Annotated in this window: 17 protein-coding genes and 1 tRNA gene; 4 read left to right on the forward strand and 14 right to left on the reverse strand. The window is 32.8% G+C overall.

The window, feature by feature from the left end; translation table 11 throughout:
* Positions 1-11 precede the first annotated feature (11 nt).
* Positions 12-278, forward strand: a complete 267-nt coding sequence (locus tag G581_RS0108225; protein ID WP_156875236.1) for a SemiSWEET family sugar transporter — start codon at positions 12-14, stop codon at positions 276-278.
* Here the strand turns inward: G581_RS0108225 and aroF are convergent.
* From aroF to pgeF, 12 genes are all read right to left on the reverse strand, one after another.
* Complete coding sequence (gene aroF, locus G581_RS0108230) at positions 275-1,288, reverse strand: 3-deoxy-7-phosphoheptulonate synthase (RefSeq protein ID WP_028845416.1); 1,014 nt, start codon at positions 1,286-1,288, stop codon at positions 275-277. The two genes, G581_RS0108225 and aroF, sit on opposite strands and share 4 nt — an antisense overlap.
* A gap of 289 nt (positions 1,289-1,577) precedes the next feature.
* Positions 1,578-1,940, reverse strand: coding sequence for a hypothetical protein (locus G581_RS0108235; protein ID WP_028845417.1), 363 nt, complete (start codon positions 1,938-1,940; stop codon positions 1,578-1,580).
* 78 nt (positions 1,941-2,018) lie between these two features.
* Positions 2,019-5,552 (reverse strand): Eco57I restriction-modification methylase domain-containing protein, encoded by a 3,534-nt coding sequence (locus G581_RS11100; protein ID WP_051179083.1) that lies wholly within the window; start codon positions 5,550-5,552, stop codon positions 2,019-2,021.
* On the reverse strand, positions 5,549-8,914 hold the full coding sequence (locus G581_RS0108245; protein WP_028845418.1) for a helicase-related protein: 3,366 nt from the start codon (positions 8,912-8,914) through the stop codon (positions 5,549-5,551). The genes G581_RS11100 and G581_RS0108245 overlap by 4 nt, the downstream gene beginning before the upstream one ends.
* Positions 8,915-8,922: 8 nt before the next feature.
* Positions 8,923-9,207: a hypothetical protein gene (locus G581_RS0108250; RefSeq protein ID WP_028845419.1), complete on the reverse strand. Its 285-nt coding sequence runs from the start codon at positions 9,205-9,207 to the stop codon at positions 8,923-8,925.
* Positions 9,204-10,217, reverse strand: a complete 1,014-nt coding sequence (locus tag G581_RS0108255; RefSeq protein WP_028845420.1) for a virulence RhuM family protein/type II toxin-antitoxin system death-on-curing family toxin — start codon at positions 10,215-10,217, stop codon at positions 9,204-9,206. The genes G581_RS0108250 and G581_RS0108255 overlap by 4 nt, the downstream gene beginning before the upstream one ends.
* 21 nt (positions 10,218-10,238) lie before the next feature.
* Positions 10,239-12,482 (reverse strand): AAA family ATPase, encoded by a 2,244-nt coding sequence (locus G581_RS0108260; protein WP_028845421.1) that lies wholly within the window; start codon positions 12,480-12,482, stop codon positions 10,239-10,241.
* A 2-nt stretch (positions 12,483-12,484) separates the two neighbouring features.
* Entirely contained in the window at positions 12,485-12,841 is a 357-nt protein-coding gene (locus G581_RS11715) for a hypothetical protein (protein WP_051179086.1), read from the reverse strand.
* Positions 12,817-13,809, reverse strand: a complete 993-nt coding sequence (locus G581_RS12080) for a hypothetical protein (protein ID WP_051179088.1) — start codon at positions 13,807-13,809, stop codon at positions 12,817-12,819. The genes G581_RS11715 and G581_RS12080 overlap by 25 nt, the downstream gene beginning before the upstream one ends.
* A 7-nt stretch (positions 13,810-13,816) precedes the next feature.
* On the reverse strand, positions 13,817-14,026 hold the full coding sequence (locus tag G581_RS11940; RefSeq protein ID WP_083962676.1) for a helix-turn-helix domain-containing protein: 210 nt from the start codon (positions 14,024-14,026) through the stop codon (positions 13,817-13,819).
* A 249-nt stretch (positions 14,027-14,275) separates the two neighbouring features.
* Positions 14,276-14,352, reverse strand: a tRNA-Pro gene (locus tag G581_RS0108270).
* Positions 14,353-14,361: 9 nt separating this feature from the next.
* Positions 14,362-15,024: a peptidoglycan editing factor PgeF gene (gene pgeF / locus G581_RS11115; RefSeq protein ID WP_051179090.1), complete on the reverse strand. Its 663-nt coding sequence runs from the start codon at positions 15,022-15,024 to the stop codon at positions 14,362-14,364.
* A 117-nt stretch (positions 15,025-15,141) separates the two neighbouring features.
* Here pgeF and G581_RS11720 point away from each other — a divergent pair, with 117 nt between their 5' ends.
* On the forward strand, positions 15,142-16,386 hold the full coding sequence (locus G581_RS11720) for an HD-GYP domain-containing protein (RefSeq protein WP_051179092.1): 1,245 nt from the start codon (positions 15,142-15,144) through the stop codon (positions 16,384-16,386).
* Positions 16,383-17,627, forward strand: a complete 1,245-nt coding sequence (locus G581_RS0108285; RefSeq protein ID WP_028845422.1) for a replication-associated recombination protein A — start codon at positions 16,383-16,385, stop codon at positions 17,625-17,627. The genes G581_RS11720 and G581_RS0108285 overlap by 4 nt, the downstream gene beginning before the upstream one ends.
* Here G581_RS0108285 and G581_RS0108290 read toward each other — a convergent pair.
* Both G581_RS0108290 and G581_RS0108295 read right to left on the reverse strand, forming a co-directional pair.
* Complete coding sequence (locus G581_RS0108290) at positions 17,624-18,250, reverse strand: radical SAM protein (protein ID WP_028845423.1); 627 nt, start codon at positions 18,248-18,250, stop codon at positions 17,624-17,626. The genes G581_RS0108285 and G581_RS0108290 overlap by 4 nt on opposite strands.
* Positions 18,247-19,149, reverse strand: a complete 903-nt coding sequence (locus tag G581_RS0108295) for a metal-dependent hydrolase (protein WP_028845424.1) — start codon at positions 19,147-19,149, stop codon at positions 18,247-18,249. Before G581_RS0108295 ends, G581_RS0108290 begins: the two co-directional genes overlap by 4 nt.
* Positions 19,150-19,256: 107 nt before the next feature.
* Here G581_RS0108295 and atpB point away from each other — a divergent pair, with 107 nt between their 5' ends.
* Positions 19,257-19,931 carry a F0F1 ATP synthase subunit A gene (atpB, locus tag G581_RS0108300; protein ID WP_028845425.1) on the forward strand — a complete coding sequence of 225 codons (675 nt, stop codon included), beginning with the start codon at positions 19,257-19,259 and terminating at the stop codon, positions 19,929-19,931.
* Positions 19,932-19,945: the final 14 nt, after the last annotated feature.

Consider the following 19,945-nt stretch of genomic DNA (forward strand, 5'->3'; position numbering starts at 1 on the left):
TAATATAAATTATGGAATTGTCAATTAATTTTAGTAATATAATAGGAATTGTAGCAGGAATTATTACAACGACTGCTTTAATTCCACAGGCAATAAAAATTCATAAAACTAAATCTGCTAAAGATGTTTCCCTTGCTATGTTTATTTTTCTTGCAGCGGGCATAACTCTCTGGTTTTTTTATGGACTTCTTATCAATGAACTTCCTGTAATCTTAGCTAATTTCGTTTCATTAATTTTAATTTTTTTAATTATCTTAATGAAAATTCGATACGGTTAGAGTCTTGCCATCATCCATGATAGTTGTTTTAACTTTGCTACCAGGTTTCCAAAAGAATTAAAATTCAAGGATTGTGGCCCATCTGAAAATGCTTTTTCAGGTTGTGGATGCACTTCTACCATTAATCCGTCTGCTCCAGCTGCAACAGCTGCATACGACATTGAAGGTACATATTTCGCATATCCTGTAGCATGAGAGGGATCAACAATAACAGGAAGATGGGTTTCTTCTTTGAGCACAGTTATAGCTGATAAATCAAGAGTATTCCTTGTGGCTGTTTCAAATGTTCTTATCCCTCTTTCACATAATATCACGTTCATATTCCCCTCGCTTAAGATATATTCTGCACTCATAAGCCATTCTTTTATTGTCATTGCCATACCCCTTTTAAGAATAACAGGTTTATCAATCTGCCCAACTTTTTTTAAAAGCTCGAAATTTTGAGCATTTCTTGTTCCTATCTGAAGAATATCAACATATTCACAGACAAGTTCAACATGTTCAGGATTTACAACTTCTGTAACCACAGGTAGTAAGGCAATATCAGCAGCCTTTTTAAGTAATTCAAGTCCTTCCTTACCAAGCCCCTGGAAAGAATAAGGAGAAGTTCTCGGCTTGTAAGCACCTCCTCTCAAGATATGACCACCAAGTGATTTTACAGCCTTTGCAGTATTAATTATCTGCTCTTCACTTTCAACTGCACATGGTCCTGCAATGACTACTAGTTCATCACCTCCAATTGCCACGTCTTTTACATTGATAATGCTTTTTTCTCTTTTTACTTCTTTTGATGTAAGTTTATATGGTTTCAAAATAGGAATGACTGCCTCAACTCCATCCATTACCTCAAGACTTTGAAGTATAAATTTACCCCTCTCATCACCTACCGCTCCAATTACATTTCGTGTAGCACCGTAAATTATATGTGGCTTGTAACCAAGTTCTTCAATTCTTGTCACAACGTTTTGAAGTTGCTCCTCTGTTGCCTCTGGTTTCATTACAATAACCATTTTTAAACCTCCATAATGTTTTTAATAAAAAAAGCAGACAAATCAGGGGCATTATCTACCCCTGACGTGCCTGCCTTGGTTATTCAAACAGACTAAACTGCCAGGAGCAGCTTAGTTAAAATAAAATCCATACCAGAAATTATTTCTTCTGCTCATTTTTTTCTCCATATAAATTTTAACCTTCATCGAAATTACTGGACGAAGTGCGAACCTTTTTTAAGCAAAATCCCGAATGATTGCCGTGCTTCGCGCGGTAGAAACCAAAACGAAATGCACTGCCATTTTCAAATTAACTGATTTTACCCTCAAAATCTGTAAAATTGTCAAACCAGTATCGTTTGTAATTTTCCAAAACCGATGCTATTCCTTGCTTTGGCTTGAGTAATAACATTGTATTTATGACAAATCCGTTGTACGAAAAATCTCTACTTTCTTTCTTCTCGCCATTTTCAAATATCCTTGAATAACCGTCAATTTTTCTGTATCCGTCCGCGTGTTCAGTTCCTTTCGGATCAACGAACAAAATCAGGTATCGTTTACCTTTTTGCATCCAAAAGATGAAATCCGGTTTGAAGTTTGCGATATTATTTTCCTTTGGATTGTAGTAAGGGATAAACACTTCGTCAAGCGTTTGGTCAAGTTTTGAAAACATCCACCAATCAAATTTCGCTCTTTCCCCGATTATCCAGATTCCTTTGAAACAAATATACTTTACCTAAAGATTTATGTTTCATTTTTTAAATTTCTCTATAACTTTTATTTCTTCATCAGTTAAGCCGTATAGTTTATAAACCATCTGGTCAATTTGAGTTTCCAATTCTGAAGTATCAGCGTCTGGATTTTTGGACTTGGCTGCTAGAATTTTATCAACAAGATCAATAAATGGTTTTTGGTCTGATTCAGAGATTTTTGGTATAGGAAGTTTTTGTACCCATTCTTTTTTAAATTCAGATACTTTAACTCCTAAAAATGGTGCGTAATATTTTTTAATTGCGTAATTACCTAATGAAGAATTAAGAATTGCCAATAAATACTTACTGCATTCTCTTCCGGTCATAATAAAAACTTTTGCTAAACCAAAATAATTTTTACTGTCCCATGTAAAACATGAGTATTCTACAATTTCTCGCCACACAATCTTCTCTTTTTCAAATTCATCGTAATAATCGCAATCTCTTAATTCCCACCAATAATCGCCCTGGTCATCCCTATTATATAATCCCTTCCCTTTTCCTTTAATATTGCCAAATGTTTTTAGATGTTTATATACTGCTGGATAACTCTCCTTAAAAAATGTTTCTGGTTCCTTCCTATCTCGGTTTTTGTTAGTCCATCCTGATTCTATTTTGATTATCCACAACCCAGCCCATTTATAACCGTATCGATAGATGTCTCTACCTCGCAAAATCGGTTTTATAATCTTGGCAGATTTTGGGTCTTCTTTGCATAGTTTTTCTTTTGTTTCTGTATCAATTATAAATGCCTGGTTAAAACCCGTTAATACTCCACGATAAATTTTTACATCCCAATTTTTCAGTGGTGTGCCTCTTTGTTCAATCTTTCTTTTGAGATTCATTACTGTTTCATCTGCAAAAGTAAAACAATTAATATCAAACTCTGATTGTTTCATTTCTAATTTATGAGAATTGAAATAGTCAGTTATATCTGTTTCTGGAGTAAAATCCGGTTGAATATTTAGAATATGGACGATATTTTCTGATGGTTTTGCTTTCTGAAAAAGCAGAATATTTGTATCCACAGTAGCGTCAAAAACCTTATATCCATTGAAATCAATAATCTGTTTTAATGTGGTCTTTTCTTTAAAAAATCTGCGTAGTTTTTCGCCATATTTTGCTCGCATCCATTTATTACTGGAAATAAAACACAAAATACCGTTTGTCTTTAATAGTTGGTATCCTTTTTCATAAAAATAGGTGTAAATATCAGAAGTAGAATTAAAGACCTCATAATTTTGTTGTTGTAAGATTGGTTTTTGGTCTTTTATAGTTTCTTGTCTTACATATGGTGGATTGGCAATGATAATGTCGAAGCCGTCTTTGACGCCGAACATCCATTCAGGGTCAAAGAAATCTGCGGAAGCGTTCTGGTCATAGAGGTCAAATTTGGCAATCTTTTCTGATGAATCAGATGAAAAGCCAATTTTTTTCAGTTCCTTTGCCAGGAGTTCTCTTAATTCTTTGTCTTTTTCCTGACATTTAAGTTTTTCCCTGCGGGTCTTTGCTGTAAAATATTTGTGCCTTAAGGATTTTATATCATCTTCTAATTCCTTTATTTTATCTGTGTAAAAGAGATGCTGGGGTTTATCAAGTTCGAGCAATGTATTTGCTGCTACAAACCTTGTTTCAAGGTTGGGCAGGGCTTTTATTCCAAAATTTTCCTTGCCTCTATCAACCTTCTGGTCTAAAACAAGAGAGATAAAGAATCGCAGTTTTGAGATTTGAATTGCTATGGGCTGTATATCAACCCCATATATACAGTTTTCTATCAGATACAGTTTACGTGCATAGTCAGGATAGTTTATGCCCTCGTCAAATGTCTCATTTATCTCTTTCAATCTCTCTTCCCTTTGGTTCTTGTCACCCTGTTTAAAGACATCTTCGGATTCTTTGAGTGCTTTTTGATATTGTAATTCATACCAGTATTTGTTTTCCGGGTCCAACTTCTCAAGGGCAAAGACAAGTTTGTGAAGGACACCCATTGGGAAGGCACCTGAGCCACAGGCAGGGTCAAGAATTTTAATCTCATCTATTGCTGAAATTACCTTTTGTTTTTCTTCATTTGAAAATTCCGGTATCTCTTCCGAATAGGAAAGAAGCATTTTAATTTTTTTTTCTTCAGTTTCAGGAAGTTTCCCTTTGAGGTATTCAAACAGACTTGCTTCTACCATATAGTCAACAATCTCCCTGGGTGTGTAGTAACTTCCCGTTGATTTTCGTGCTGAGGTTGCTGTCTCAGGGTTGTATGAGGCAAGCAGGTTTTCAAATACCTTACCTAAAAGTTCTGGGTCTAAGGCGACTTCCTGGTCTATGGGCGTGTTTTCGTCAATGGTAAAATTGTAACTATTCAGAATTTCAATCAGTCCTCTGACCGGTCTTTTTTTTCCAAGTCCATATTCCGAAAGGTCAACCATTTCCTCATCCTCTTGAAAGAATAAATAGTCAGGGATGATTGACTGTTTTGCCGGGTTTCTTGAAAACCCATCAACATAAATGACTTTTCCTGCTTCATTTTCTTTATCAAGGCAATCAAATAAGCCGCCGTTTAAGAAAGGAATGTCCTTAAAGAGCGATAAAACCTCGTTTTTGCTTATCAAGAATTTATCTGCATAACGATAAAGATTTTTTATACCGTATTCTTTCCTATTGGCAGGATAACCTTCATTTCCTGCAAAATTTCGCTCATTCATTTTCTGGTTTAAAGTGCCAAAGAATAGATTCTGTAACACAGCATTGTAAAAGTTAGATGCATTTTTGTCTTTCATAAAGTCCTTGACAATTTTCTTAAGTTTTTCCTTTAAGAATAAATCCAACGGAACTAAATCCTTTTTCGTTAAGAACCAGATAAATATAATTCTTGTAATTAAACGAATGAGATTTGTTGCATTGCGTATCTCTTTATCCCTGGCAGAGTCGGTGTTATATTTATAATCATCTGGAAATTTAATTTTATCCATTGCCCAGAAATACCAACTCTGTATTTCGCTATAAAACTGCTTTGTAACAGGGTCAACTGAAAAAGCTTCTTTGATTTTTTGAAGTGAAGAGAAATCCCCTTCTCCGATTTGTTGAAGGAAGGTTTTATTTGTCCGTTCAGGGCTTACAAAATAAGTAAATCTTTTGAAATTACTCCAGTCCCTGCGTTTTCCTAAATAATTGGTGTAAATTAAACTGAAACGGAAATTGCCTTGAGAGTCGTAAAAAATAAATATTCCAGCATCTGCTTGCTGTTCTTTTAATATTTTTTTACCAAGGGTATATTGGGCTTTTTTACCGGAGCGCTCTGTAAGTTCTTTGTTAACTAAAAATGAACATACAATAAGTTCACCGTCATCAAGGTTGCCTTCGGCTAATTTCCTACCTTCTGAGAAATTGTTTTCGACATCTTCATAACCAAGTATTTCATCAGGATATCTTAATTTATCGTTTTTTGCACGGAAAAATTTGATAAACTTCTCTATATCAAACTTACCAGCCTCATTATTGGGCAGATCAATTATTGATTGTAAAATATCTTTTGCGTTCATAGTTTTTGATTCTCAATGGCAACGATTATTTCTTTGGTCAAGTCCTTCTGCCTTGATTTTTCCTGTTCTAAATAATTTTCACCAAGTTCTTCTTTCAGCAATTTAATTTCTCTGATTGACCTTTCAATCTTTTTCTCATCACTGCTTTCCAGATTGGCTATGCGACGCAGGGTATAATCAGGTAACGTTCCATAGTCCAGAATATCCTCAAGCAGTGTTCTAAGAAAGTTTTTGTATTCAAATATTCTGTCGTCCTGAATTTTACTAAGAAATGTTTTTAGATTGTTTATTGCCTGCTGTTCCAGACTCTTTTCACTTATGGGTACTGAACGCGAGTCCCTAAAATTTTTAATTTCTTCATATACATCCCAGAACTTCGGGCTTAAGTTAAGTGGTATTTCTTCAGGCAGGCAGGCAATTTTGTCAAGCACATCTTCAAAGGTTATTTGCCCATATTCGGGTTTATCATCCTCATTATATTTAGCACAATGAATATATAGTCGTCCTTTTTTAATAAATACAAAGAGTTCATTTTCATTATATTTTTTTGCCACTTTAACTCTTGGTGGGAATTTATCCAGCGCACGAATAAGGTCAGGATATTTTTCTTTTATTTTTATAAAATCCTGCAGGACTTTTGTATAAAAACTTTGTTCTTCTAATGTCTCAGGGTTTTGCTGAATTCTTTCATAAAGTTTTGCTGGAGATGGTTCTTCATCAATGTCAAATATTTTTGCATCTTCTCCCAGTGTGTTATGAATCAAAAACATCTTATTGGAAGCAATCTCACGGGACTTTACCAGTTCTGCCCCTTTCTCTGTTGGGAAAAAATTTACAATGTAAAGTTCATCAAAGACCTTTTTACTGATACGGTTTATTCTACCTACCCGTTGAATAACACGCACAGGATTCCATGGAATATCATAATTTATAACAATACCTGCACGGTTTAAGTTAAACCCTTCAGATATCTTATCTGAAGAAAGTAAAATATCATAGTTATTTTCCTGTTCTGGATAAGATGCGTCAAAATTTTTATAAATTGCTTCTAATTTATGGGCAGACAAATCACCAGCAACAGTCAGGACCCTGCCTTTAAAGACATTCTCAAGATGTGGTTCAAGATATTTTACTGTGTCAACATATTCGGAGAAAATAACGATTTTTCTTTGGGGTTCCTTTTTAAGTTGTGACTTCAGGTTTTGAATCAAGCAATTTGTTTTAGGGTCGTTTTTTACCAGGTTTAATTTGTGCAAAGACTCAAGAATCTCATCAAACATTTTTAAATCAGAATTTATGTCATTAATAAAATCACTTTTATACTTAAAGTCCGATAGTTTATATATCTTATGATTTTTAGGATCAACGCCTTCTGTTATTTTCTCTACATATTCTTTTAGGTATCTTTCTATTTCGTCTTCCTTCTTATCATAAATTCTTTCAAGTAATCCCCTGTCAAGAATGTATTTTTGGGTTTTATCAATAAATTTAAGAACAGATTCTGTAATATGCTTAAAATTTTTTAAACTTTGCTCAAAAGAACCAAACGAACTTTCAAACCGCTTCACAAGTAATCGGCGCATAAAATCATATAAGTTGCGTTGCTGGATAAATTCAAAGTTATCTTTTTCTGACAACTTCTCTTCTTTGATTTTTTTTCTATCTATCTCGTATTCAAAAGGACGATAAATTGCTCCTTTGAATCTTCCGCCTTCATCAGGGTCAGCAAAATATTCTTTAATGACAGTATCGTAATAATCTGACTGTTCTTTTGTTAATTCAAAAAACCATTCTTTGGGGTCTGCTACTTTTGAAAGATTCTGCACCTCATTTTTATAAAACGGGTTATTCTGCAGGTCTAGTCTATTCCGACGAATTGTAACCGGCTCAATGACATCCCGGATTTGTTTGGCAAGATATTTTGAGCGTTGTTTCACTTTTTCTAATGCTTTAGATAATATAAATTCTTCACCAAAAAGCGCTTTGTAATTGGCATAAGATTTATTTCGTTTGGTTCTATCATTTGAATTGTAATATTTTTTTATATAAGCAAGCCGATCAAATGTCCCTTTAAATGTTTTAAATTTATCACTTAAGTTATTCTCTAAAGTAATAGACGATTTTTTGGGTGTGATGAACAACTTGAGTAATGATAATATATCTGCTGGACGGTTATTAAACGGTGTTGCAGTAAGAAGAATGACCTGTTTATTCCTGCAAATATTTTTTAGGTATTCATAATTTTCAGTGTCCTGATTTCTAAATCTGTGCGCCTCATCAATAATAACAACTTCAATATCTTTTGCTTTCTTAACAAATTCATTAAGTTTTTTAAGGTCTCCTAATGACCATACTTCCCAATCATAAAGTCTAAATTGCTCTTTATACATATTCCAGCCAGCATCTTTTTTTCGCACATCACCCATAATCCCCGGGGGACAGATTATCACCCCTCGTTTTTTTAGTTCTCTGGCAATTGCACAGGCAATTATCGTTTTACCAAGACCAACCACATCGGCAAGAATCACTCCATTGTTTCTTTCAATTATTGCCAGAGCCTGCTGGATAGCATCCAATTGATATTGATATGGAGTATAACCATTATCCTGTAATGTTTTGATAAGTGATTGCCCGGTTATTTTTTTCTCAAAAGAATCAAGATAAATTTTTAGAACTAAAACATACGCTTCAAAAGGTGTAATTTTCTTAATCAATGTCTCTTTTTCAAGAAGTTCTATAAGTCGTTTTTTACAAACATTATCCTCCGTGATTTTAACTGCATCTTCCCATAAATTATCAAAATACTCTTCAGCATCATTAAATCCATAGTCGCTTATTTCTACATTAAATTCTTCCTGTGTAGTAATACCTGAACTTGTAAGATTACTGCTTCCAGTAATAAATAGTGTGTTCCGTCCCACTTGCCCACTTTGCAATTTGAAAATATATAATTTCGCATGATTGGGTTTTATTGTTTTTCTTATTATCAAATGGTCTTTTTTAATAAGTTCAATGAAGAATTTTACCTGTTCGTAAAACTCCTGAGTATCAAATTTTTCAGTATTGATGGATTTCTTCAATGAATCAAAGAACTTATTGTATATCTCTTCGTTTGATAAACGTCCACTCTGGTCTTCTGAGTCTGCATATTCTATTAGTTGATAATTAAATTTATCTACATTAAGTCCAACCAGGACTTTTAAGACAACATTAGTATTCCGTGTCAGTGAAGTATAAAGTTCTTTTAATCCGGAGAAATAAAAAAATCCGACTAAGAATTTCAATTCCTCACTGTTTATTATAAGGTCTGATAAGCGTTTTTTTAGATTTTCTGCATCGCTGTTTGTGATAAAATTTTTCATAACATCACTTAACCTTGTTTTCCTTTTTGAAATGGGTGCCCTTTGCTTCTGCAGCGTTTTTCAAACAAACTTTGCTTCAATTCATTCCCCTCTTGTAGAGAGGTGTCCCGAAGGGACGGGGTGTTTCCTTTGAAAAAAAGCCATAAGCCACGCAGAGCATTTTTAAGTGCATTCTGCTGAAAGTCAAAAAGCGTTTTATCATTTGAAAATCGTGCAAAATCAAATCCTTGCCACTGTATCGGCAAGTTTTCAAAAGAAATGTCTTCTACGGTGTTTTGCAAATATAGTTTCATATCGCTAACAAATTGGTAATTATTTTTATCAGCTTATCTTTTTCACTCGGGTCGCTGACGGCAATTAAAAGCGCAAGCGCGGTCAAGGTATTATCATTGATTTTCTTCTCTCCAGCAGAACGGTAAAGAAAATCATTTTTATCCAGATAATAAACAAATAAAAAAGAAGCAATCCGTTTATTGCCGTCCACAAAAGGATGGTCTTTGATAATAAAATATAAAAGATGAGCGGCCTTTTCTTCTAATGAAGGATATAATTCTTTACTGTTGAAGGTTTGGTAAATACTACCTAAAATGCCTTTAAACTTATCGTTGTTCTCTTGTCCAAATAAATCGCTTGCTTCCTTTTTGGCAACGAGGTCTTTCTTTATTTTGCTAATCACATTTATTGCCTCTTCATATTTCAGAATAAACCTGCCTTTTGTGTTTTTGATAAGAGATAATTTTTCTTTATCGTACTGTTCAAGTAGGGTGAGTGTTCTTGAATAGTTTGCAAGTAAATTAAAAATTTCCTGCTCTTGCCCGGCTAAAAGTTCGTGTTTAGATTTTTCCTGCAAAAAAGAAATGGCGCCCTGCAATTCCTGTAACTGATTTTTAGCTTGTAAAAGTCGTTTCTCATTGATGGTATAGCCCTTAACAAGATGTTCCTTAAGGGTTTTAGTTGCCCAGATGCGGAATTGTGTAGCTCGTTGTGAATTAACCCGATAACCAACAGAAATTATGGCATCTAAATTATAGAATTTAACTTTTTTAGTTTGGGTTTTCCCTTTTAAAGCGCCATGTTTTGTGGTATGTTCCAAAATGGAACTAACCACTTTTTCGTCTAGTTCCCCACTATCAAAGATATTTTTTAAATGCTTAGTAATTGCCGGTCTTTGAGTACCAAAAAGTAAAGCAATTTGCTCTTGTGTAAGCCAAATAGTTTCTTCTACCAGACGTACATCTAACTTTGGACCATCTTTGGATTGATAGATAACTATCTCGCCTTTTTTAAATTCGTCTTGTTTCATAGATTAACTATTCCCACCAAATTACATATTACACGAATTGCATAATGAATCATAATGTTCTTTATCTTTACTTTCCAAAGATTTTAAAACAAACTCTACTGCAGTAATTAATTCTTGTATATCTGGAAAGCGTAATGAATGTTCTGGATTTTGTTCATGGGAATATTCATCCATTATCTTAAGGGTCATGTTTTTTTCATTATTATCATCGTCACCAAAAAATTTATTTGCTTTATTCTTGAATTTTTCGCCATCAGGGTACTTCATAAAAAGATACATTTCAAAAAATCTTCTTAGAATATTTGGGAGCAAATATAGTTGGTCGAACCTTGATTTATCTGCTAATTTATTAAAAGTATTTAATATGTAAAAGATATAATTATATTCACTTTTAAATTTTTTAAGAAGATCAGGAAGTTTTTCAATAGAAGAGGAATAATTTTGATTGACTTTTATTTTTTGTATCAAGTAGAAATTACCTTCTTTATTTTGTAAATCATATCTGTACATATCTTTAAGTAAGTTAAAAAAATCAAAATTATGAGTTGTAATAAAAAGCTGACCTAAAGTTTTAATTTTACTATTTAAGAAAGAATAAACTCTATGCATATGATTGGCATCAAGACTGGAGACGGGATCATCTATAAAAACTATAGCATTTCGTGAATCAAAGTTAGTTTCTTCGAGTTTTATAAAAAAATATATCAGAGAAATAATATTTCTCTCACCTGTGCTTAAGTTCTTAGCAATTCGACCATTTCGGTAAAGTTTATATTTCCCATTATCGGTCTTTTCTATTTTTAAGAAATCGTCATTAAAAAATTTGTTTAAATATTCATTTAATCTTTCTGCACCAATCGCTAAACCGCTAATTTTACTCTCTATGTTGTTAATTCCATCTTCATCCTTTTCAATACTATCCTTTAGATCCTTGATTTCTTTTCCCAATTTTTCAATATCTTGTTTTAGAGAAAAATAATTTTCATCTCTAATAAATTCAGCAGTGTAATGCAATTTTATTTTTTCTTTTGATTCCTCTTTTTTCCGATCAAATGAATCTACTTTGTCATTATGCTCTCTAATTAAATCTTGAATCTTTTCAAATAAATCATCTATTTCATTTTCTATATTATTGTCAATTGATTGATCACTCGATAATACATCAAAGGGTTTATTTTTCTTCCTTTCTAATTCTTCTGTCAACTTTTTAATGGTACTTACATATTCTTCCTTTTTCTGATTAAAACTCTCCAACAATTCTTTGTACTTTTCTTGAAACTCTTTATAAAATCTTGCTTCATCCGGCAAGGAATATTCCTTTATCGACTCTGCATACTTATCTAATTCATCTTTTTTCCCTTCAATTGCGCTAATGAGCGAATCAAATTCTTGTGAAAAATGTTTGTTTAACTCTTCTATTCGTTCAGGCGTTAATGGATTCCCGCAAAATTGACACGTATTTTCTTCTTTATGAAGTTCAAGCCCTTCTCTTACCCATTGATTTAAACTGCCATTTTGTTTTAGTTTCTCTATAATTTTTTGAGCCGTGACTTTTTTATTCAGTATTTGTTTTACATCATCTATAAATTGAGAAAGTTTAAGTGTTATTGGTGGAGTATTGATTTTATCCAATTTTTGACTGGAGATAAAACTGCGTTGGCTGTGCAATTCTTCCTCAGGTAAAATTTTTTCTGAAAAATTGTCTTTTATCTCGTTTATCTTTTGTTCTAATGTATTTTTATCAAATTCTTTTTGATTTGTGATTGATAATATTTCTCTTATTTCGCTTGCTTTTCTAGTAAGTTTATCTTGAATTTTATTTTCCTTTTCTTCTTTTTGCTGCTCTTTGTTTCTCTTTTTTTCTTCTTTATCTTCTTTTTCTTTTTGTTTCTTTATTAATTCATTTTCTAGATCTTTTGATTCTTTACCTAAAATTAATACTGGCTCTATTTCTGCATCTTCATTATTCCAATCAAAGTTATCTTCAATGAAATCTTCATTAAAGACACGAATCGGATAATCAGTATCAAGATCTTCTTGCGTTAAAGTACCATTATCAGTTTCTATTCTAAATCTCGCATTTTGATAATCGCTGTGTAATTTTTTTAATTCCAAACATCTAAATATTCTTGACAAAGTAGTTTTACCAGAATAATTCCATCCATAAAAAAAATTGTATTTTTCAAATTCATATAAATTTCCTGGCCAGTTAAAATCATAGAATTGACCAAATTCATTTATTGTTTCAATTTTTTTAATTTTCATCTTCACTCCCACCAGATTAATGGTTTAATAAGTCTGTAATCCAAATTTTTAGTATCGATTTTAGTCCCATCTTCAAATTCTACTTCATAATTCCCCTCTTGTAGAGGGGGGAAGGGTGTTATTTTCTTTATCCATTTACCAGTAAGATTTGAGAGTGTCTCTGCGATATCTATCTTTGGGTAAAGCTTGTCTAAATCTTCAAACTGACTTAAAATCTCAAGCTCTAAATCTTTAAAGTACTTGGTATCAATAGGCAAATGTTGATATTTTTCCGACAAATGCTTGCCCATTAAGTCAATTGTAAAAATATCATCCAACTTAAAGTTTTCATCTACTATTCTATTCCAAGCTCTTGCCATTCTTTGATTTGTTCTTCAATGTTTTCATGCTTTTTGATTTTCTCAACGAGTTTTAGAGATTCTTCGCTTCGCTCAGAATGACAGGCGGGGAGGATTCTATCAAGGGTAATTACATAATTTGAATTTTTAACAAACTTTGGCTTGTTCCAGATTTTTACCAGCTCGTCTTCAAACTGCGAGATGAAGTCAATTAATTTAAAGGCAATATCTTTGAGAATTTGTAATTGATTGACTCTATCAGCACTCCACTCTTTTGCACCTTCCCAGAAGTATTGATAACTCCATAGTTTAAACTGTTCCTGTAAAAATGCTTTAGCGTTTTTGTTGATGAAGAAATCAACCTCACTTTGTTTTTCAAAAATCCTAAATGCGCGTTCTAATTGTTCTTCGGTAATAGCAATGCCTTTTTTCTTTATGGCTTTTAATATATCGTCTTGTTTTGTTTTTGTGCCTTTTTCTGAATACAAAACGTCAAAAACAATTGTTTCATCTTCGAGAATTTTATTTAACTCAAAAATGAGTGAGCGTTTTTCATTTGCCTTTTTGTTTTCTATTTTTGAAGCGTCAAAATAAAACTTAAATCCATCAAACTCAACAGGCAAACTTCTAAAAATTCGGTCAGTTTTAACATAGTAAAGCATCTGCGTTTTCCAAAAGAGTATGACATCCTTTTCATCAGTGTAAACCTTCTCGTAGATGTTGTTGTGGAATGGTGTTGAATTGAAATAGATTGAGCCGCTTTCTGTAAAATAGCGATTAAAAAAGGAATAGAGCTTGTCAAAAAGTTCATCCCTGAATTTAGGGTGGCTTTTTAATGCCCCTTCAATATCTTTCTTGAGAATGTCTTCAATCTTACGGTAGTAATTTGATTTTATCTTCATCAGATTAACAAAACCGCCTTTGCCTTCAATCCTGGCTCCAATAAAAACATCCTGCAGCGCCTTATAAAATTTTTGTTCTTTGGTCATAGTTAAATTACCTTAATAAATCATCAACCGAAACATTAAGGGCTTTGGCTAATTTTTGAAGCGTATCAATTGAAGGGTTGGTGATACCGCCCAACTCCAGCTTTATGACCGTGTTATAGGAAAGATTAGCCAATTTAGAAAGCCGGTCTTGCGATAAGCCCTTTTGTTTTCTTAATCTCTTTATATTTTTGCCTATCAGCAAAATCTCTTTTGACATTGTAGTATTAAAATAATAGTATATATCTATAGAATAATCCCTGTTTATAACTATGATATAAAATTATTTTGATAATGTAAAGAGAATTTCAGGGAGTTTAATTTCAAATGCCTACACATAGGAGGGGAGGGACAAGGGTAATATCTTTTATTTTGGCGGCGGCGGAAAAGCGAAAGGTTTTTGTGCTGAAATATACGGAAAAATGCGAGCGAGTAAACAAACTGCCCGCAAAATCCGTCAAGTATCGTATGGTCGGGGTGAGAGGATTTGAACCTCCGACACCACGGTCCCGAACCGTGTGCGCTACCAGACTGCGCTACACCCCGTTTCAGTTATTATAACATTCCAATTATTCCGTATTGTTTTTCTGCTGTTTTACCGTAAAATCTGTACGAAGCATAATGGTCATGTTTACAGTATGTACAATCCTCAGATATCCATATATTTTCTTTTTTAACGCCTGTTACTAAAACCTGGAGCATATTAGCCATAGAAAGATCAACATGGATTCTACCATTTCGTTTTAAAATATAATCTTCTGTGGGAGTTTCTCTCTTTAAGGCTTCTACTACTTCCTCTCCCACTTCATAACAGCATCCTTTAATACATGGTCCCATTGCTATAAGAAGGTTTTCAGGATTACATCCATAAATTTCATTCATTTTAATAATTGTTTTTTTTAAAATTCCTTTTGCTGTTCCACGCCAGCCAGCATGAACTGCACCAATTATGTTGTTTTCAGGATCAAATATCAATACAGGTAAACAATCTGCTGTCTTTATTCCTATGAATATTTCTCTTTGATCTGTAATTATTGCATCTGCTATTGCTGGCTTTGTATAACAACGTAAAACTATAATGAGGTCTGTATGTCTCTGAATTGGCATATAAAGTTTCATGATTGGTAATGAATTTTTAAATTGTTCGAAGTTTTTTATTTTTTCTGTAAAAAAAGCCTCTATATTATTTCTTTTCAGGATTTCCGGATAATTACGCATAATTTTATTATAACTCAAAATTGTTGAGAGAAATTGTAAAAGATAACTATTTATAAAGAATTTCAAGAAAAAATAAATATATTCCATTTTGTAAATATTTTTTGTAATAATTAATTAATGATTAAAACAAAAATAGTAGAAATTTCTGAAAAAGATTTATTAAAAATTGATGTTAATAAATTGAAAGTCAATAAATTTTTACCTTTTGATGTCTATGTTGAAGACGGCGGAATAAGAAGAAAAATCTTTAATAAAGGAGCTAAGTTTTCAAATCTTTTTTCCCAAACTCTTAAAGAAAAAGGGTTCACCCATGTTTATATTGAATTATCCGATGAAGAGGTTCTTGATTCTTATCTTGCAAAAAAAATCTCTCCTGAATCAGCTCTTGATTCACCAATTGCTTTCAAGAATTACTCTTTTTCCAAAGAAAATCTTTATCAAATAGACAGGTCATTAATAATTCCAGGAACAGAAGTCAATTTCCCAATTTATATTATTAAAAACTTTAACATTACAAAAATTGTTGATGTTTCTGCTGAAAAAAATTCTATCATCTATAATGATACTATTCCTGAAGAGGGTGATATTTTAATTGAAAAAAAAGATTTACCCCTTTTTAAAGAATATCTTAATTCTCTTGAAGCTAAACTCAATAAAGCAGATGAGCAACCTAATAAGGAATTAAAGGAGATCTTAGTAAAAGAAAACGCTAAAATGGCAATTACTGATGTATTAAATGAGCCAAGAAGTGGAGAAAGAATAAAAAAAGTAGAAAATATTGTAAACAATATCATAGAGACTATTTTTGATAATCCGGATTCCATATATAAACTTATTAGTTTAAAAGGTTACGATTATTACACATATATTCATTCTGTTAATGTTGGAGTTCTATCAATAGGGCTTGGAATACAAATAGGAATTGATAAAGATATCTTATATAAACTCGGGATAGGAGCAATCTTGCATGACCTGGGAAAAACACAGATTCCAAATGAAATACTAAATAAACAGGGCAGGTTAAATAACACAGAATATAATATTATAAAACAACATGTTTTATTGGGATATAAACTGCTTAAAGAACAGAAAGAATTTCCTGAAGAATCTTCCTCAGCAGTTCTTCAGCACCACGAGAAACTTTCAGGAAAGGGCTATCCTTTTGGTTTAAAGGGATCAGAAATAAAACTTTTTGGAAGAATTACAGCTATTGCAGACTGTTATGACGCTTTAACAACTCAAAGACCTTATAAACCTCCTCTGACTCCTTATTTTGCTTTATCCATAATAGTTAAGGAAAAAGGTGATCATGACGCTGACCTTCTAAAGAGTTTTATAAAAATGCTCGGTAAAATAAAATGAATGATTTATTTGATACCCCCACGCAAAATCACAAAACAGAACCTCTTGCCTATAGAATGGCTCCAAGAAACCTTGATGAATATATTGGGCAGAGTCATGTTCTTTCAGAGGGAAAACTTCTCAGAAGAGCAATTGATTCAGATAGAATAACATCTTTAATTTTATATGGTCCTCCAGGAACGGGTAAGACAGCTCTTGCAAGAATAATTGCCAGCAAAACAAAAGCACATTTTCAATGGTTGAATGCTACAACATTAAATATTGAAGAAATAAGGAAAAATTTAGCTTTTGCAAGACAGAGACGAAATAAAGGTGAAAAAACAATCCTTTTTATTGATGAAATTCACAGGCTTAACAGGGTGTCCCAGGATGCCTTGCTTCCTGATATTGAAGAAGGTAACATTATACTGATTGGTGCAACAATAGAAAATCCTTTTTTTTATCTGAATTCCGCACTTCTTTCAAGAAGTCATGTGTTTGAACTTAAACATCTATTAGAGGAAGATATCATCACAATTCTTACAAGAGCTTTAAAAGACAAAGAGAGAGGATTTGGGAATGTAAAAATTGATATTACTCCTGAAGCACTATCTCATATTGCGAAGTCTTCAGACGGAGATGCGAGAAAAGCTCTTTCTGCACTTGAAATAGCTGTACTAACAACTCAACCAGATAAAGATGGCATTATTAAAATTGATACCAAAATAGCAGAGGAAAGCATTCAGAAAAAACACATTGTCTATGACAGATCAGGAGATGAACATTATGACACTGCTTCAGCTTTTATAAAAAGCATGCGCGGAAGTGATCCAGACGCTACTGTTTACTGGCTTGCAAAAATGATTTATGCAGGTGAAGACCCTCGTTTTATTGCTCGTAGAATTATAATTGCGGCAAGTGAGGATGTTGGTATTGCTGACCCGATGGCATTGATAGTTGCAACACAAGCATCTCAAGCAGTAGAAATTATCGGGATGCCTGAAGCAAGGATAATTCTTGCACATGCTGCGCTTTATGTGGCTTTAGCTCCAAAAAGTAACGCCTGTTACAGAGCTATTGAAGAAGCTTTGAAAGATATTGAAACCGGTATGACGCTTCCTGTTCCAGAGCATCTAAAAGATGCCAATTATCCAGGAGCCAAAAAACTTGGACATGGGAAAGGTTATAAGTATCCTCATGACTATGGAGGCTATGTAAAGCAGGATTATCTGCCAGAGAAGAAGAAATACTATAAACCCTAAACACCGCGTTTATCTCCAAAAATATATTTATGAATCTGTAAATTCAGCCTGACTGAAAGAGAATCTTGAATTATCCATTTTGAAAGCTCTGATGGATCAAGAATTTCAAATACAGGCGAAAATAAAATCTCTTCAGCATTGAAAGTGTGGGTGTTGATAAATTCCTTTGTCCATTCATAGTCCTCTCTATCAGCTATAACAAACTTAACTTCATCAGTTTTTTTGAGACAATTTATATTTTTAAGATAGTTTCTATGATTCATTCCGCTTCCAGGAGTTTTAATATCCATCACTATTTTTACTTGAGGATTGACTTTGTTAATAGAAACAGAACCATTTGTCTCAAGAACAACATTATACGATTTAACAAGATTATTCATTAATTCATACACTTCATTCTGTAGAAGTGGTTCTCCTCCTGTTATTTCGATATATTTAAGTTTAAACTGTTTCACTTTATCGATAACCTGATCAACTGAAAGCTCTTCACCTTCTGAGTAAGAATACTGTGTATCACAGTACCTACACCTTAGATTGCATCCTGTAAGCCTTATAAATATCATTGGAATACCAACCAGGGAACTCTCCCCCTGAATGCTTGCAAATATTTCGCAGATTTTCATATCTTTAAAGTTGAATTTATTATTCTATAGCCCTGAGAAGTTTTTTGTAACCAGACTTTTGCTGAAAATCTGTTATCCGGTAGAAATCCATAGGAAAGATCCTGCCAGATCACAACAGTTGTATTCCCTTCATGTTTAATCTCGGCAACTGGATGAGTTGCAAATGAAAGCAAAGCCTTTACAGATTCGGTATCTTTTGATTTATCAACTGCAGAATCATTTTTGATTTTAATTCTTTCATCAATATAAACACGCCTGGTAAAAAGGTCAACAAATCCAGTAATGTATTCATCTGAATATCTTGAAACAAACCACCACCTTAAAAAATCATTTGGAAGAGGATATACTCTGTATTGATGAGCTTCAATTTTTTGTTTAAGGAAATCCTTTGCTTCAGCTTTTAGATATGCTTTTGTTCCAATATATATAGCAATAAAAATCATCGAAAACACGTATAAAAACTTTGCCTGTTTTTTGAATTTAATTGACAATAAAACTGCTAATAACAAAGGAAGTAAAATATATGGATCAATTATAAATGTTAAAGCCAGACTATACGAAGTCCAGTCAAAGGGAGATAAAATTTTTGTTCCATATTGATTTGTAAGATCTAAAAATAAATGCAAAGCATATGCTGAAAATGTAACTGTATAAGTTTTTAAAAAAGAAATTTTTTTTCTGAAAATAATAGCAGGTATAAAAGGAAATAAAAACAGAGCTGCAATTCCATGAGTAATGCCTCTATGATATATTAAAAATAATTCTTTACTGGTAAGCCTCATAATAATGTCGATATCAGGAATAATTGAACTGACCAGAATTACAGCAAAAAGTATTTTATGTTTTGTTATTGCTTTACCAAGAACAAAGCCTGAAAGAAAATGAGTAACCGGATCCATAAAAAATTGTAACAAAATTCCAATAAATAAAAGAAGTTTTGTTATATGCTTGACATTAGAAAAATTTTTATGTATTATACCTTAATTAAAAAGAAAGGGGGTTTACAGTGGAAGCACCAACTTTTTTAGGAATGTTGATTCCCAGCGTTCCACCTTATGTTAGTTATTCTTGGTTAGCCATTGTATTTCTTATCTTGATTGCTTTAATTGTTAGAGCAAGACTATCTTTAATTCCTTCTGGTTTACAAAATTTTATGGAATTCATTATGGAGTTCATTATCACGCAAGCACGAGATGCTGTAGGTCCTAAATCAAAAACTTTTATTCCGCTTCTTGGTACTCTGTTTTTGTACATTTTAACCTGTAATTTATTCGGTCTTATTCCTGGATTTGAGTCTCCAACAGGAAATCTTAATACAAATGCTTCACTTGCTGTCCCTGTCTTTTTTATTTATCAATTTTATGGTTTCAAGGTTCACGGAATAAAATATCTTGGATTCTTTTTAGGTCCTATTAGAAATATTTATGCGATCCCTTTCATGCTGTTTATGTTTATCGTAGAATGGATTAGCCATCTTGCCAGACCTATTACTCTGTCTGTCAGGCTTTTTGGTAATATGATGAGCAAACATCTTTTATTAATGGTTCTTGGTGTGCTGACTCCTTTACTTGTTCCAACACTTGTTCTTATTTTAGGAGCAGCGGTTAGTTTAATTCAGGCATATATATTTATGATACTTACAGCTGCCTATATTGGTGGTGCTGTAGAAGAACATCATTAAAAGAAAGGAGGTGT

This window comes from Thermodesulfovibrio thiophilus DSM 17215 (genome assembly GCF_000423865.1).
In the GTDB taxonomy this organism is placed as follows: Bacteria; Nitrospirota; Thermodesulfovibrionia; order Thermodesulfovibrionales; family Thermodesulfovibrionaceae; genus Thermodesulfovibrio; species Thermodesulfovibrio thiophilus.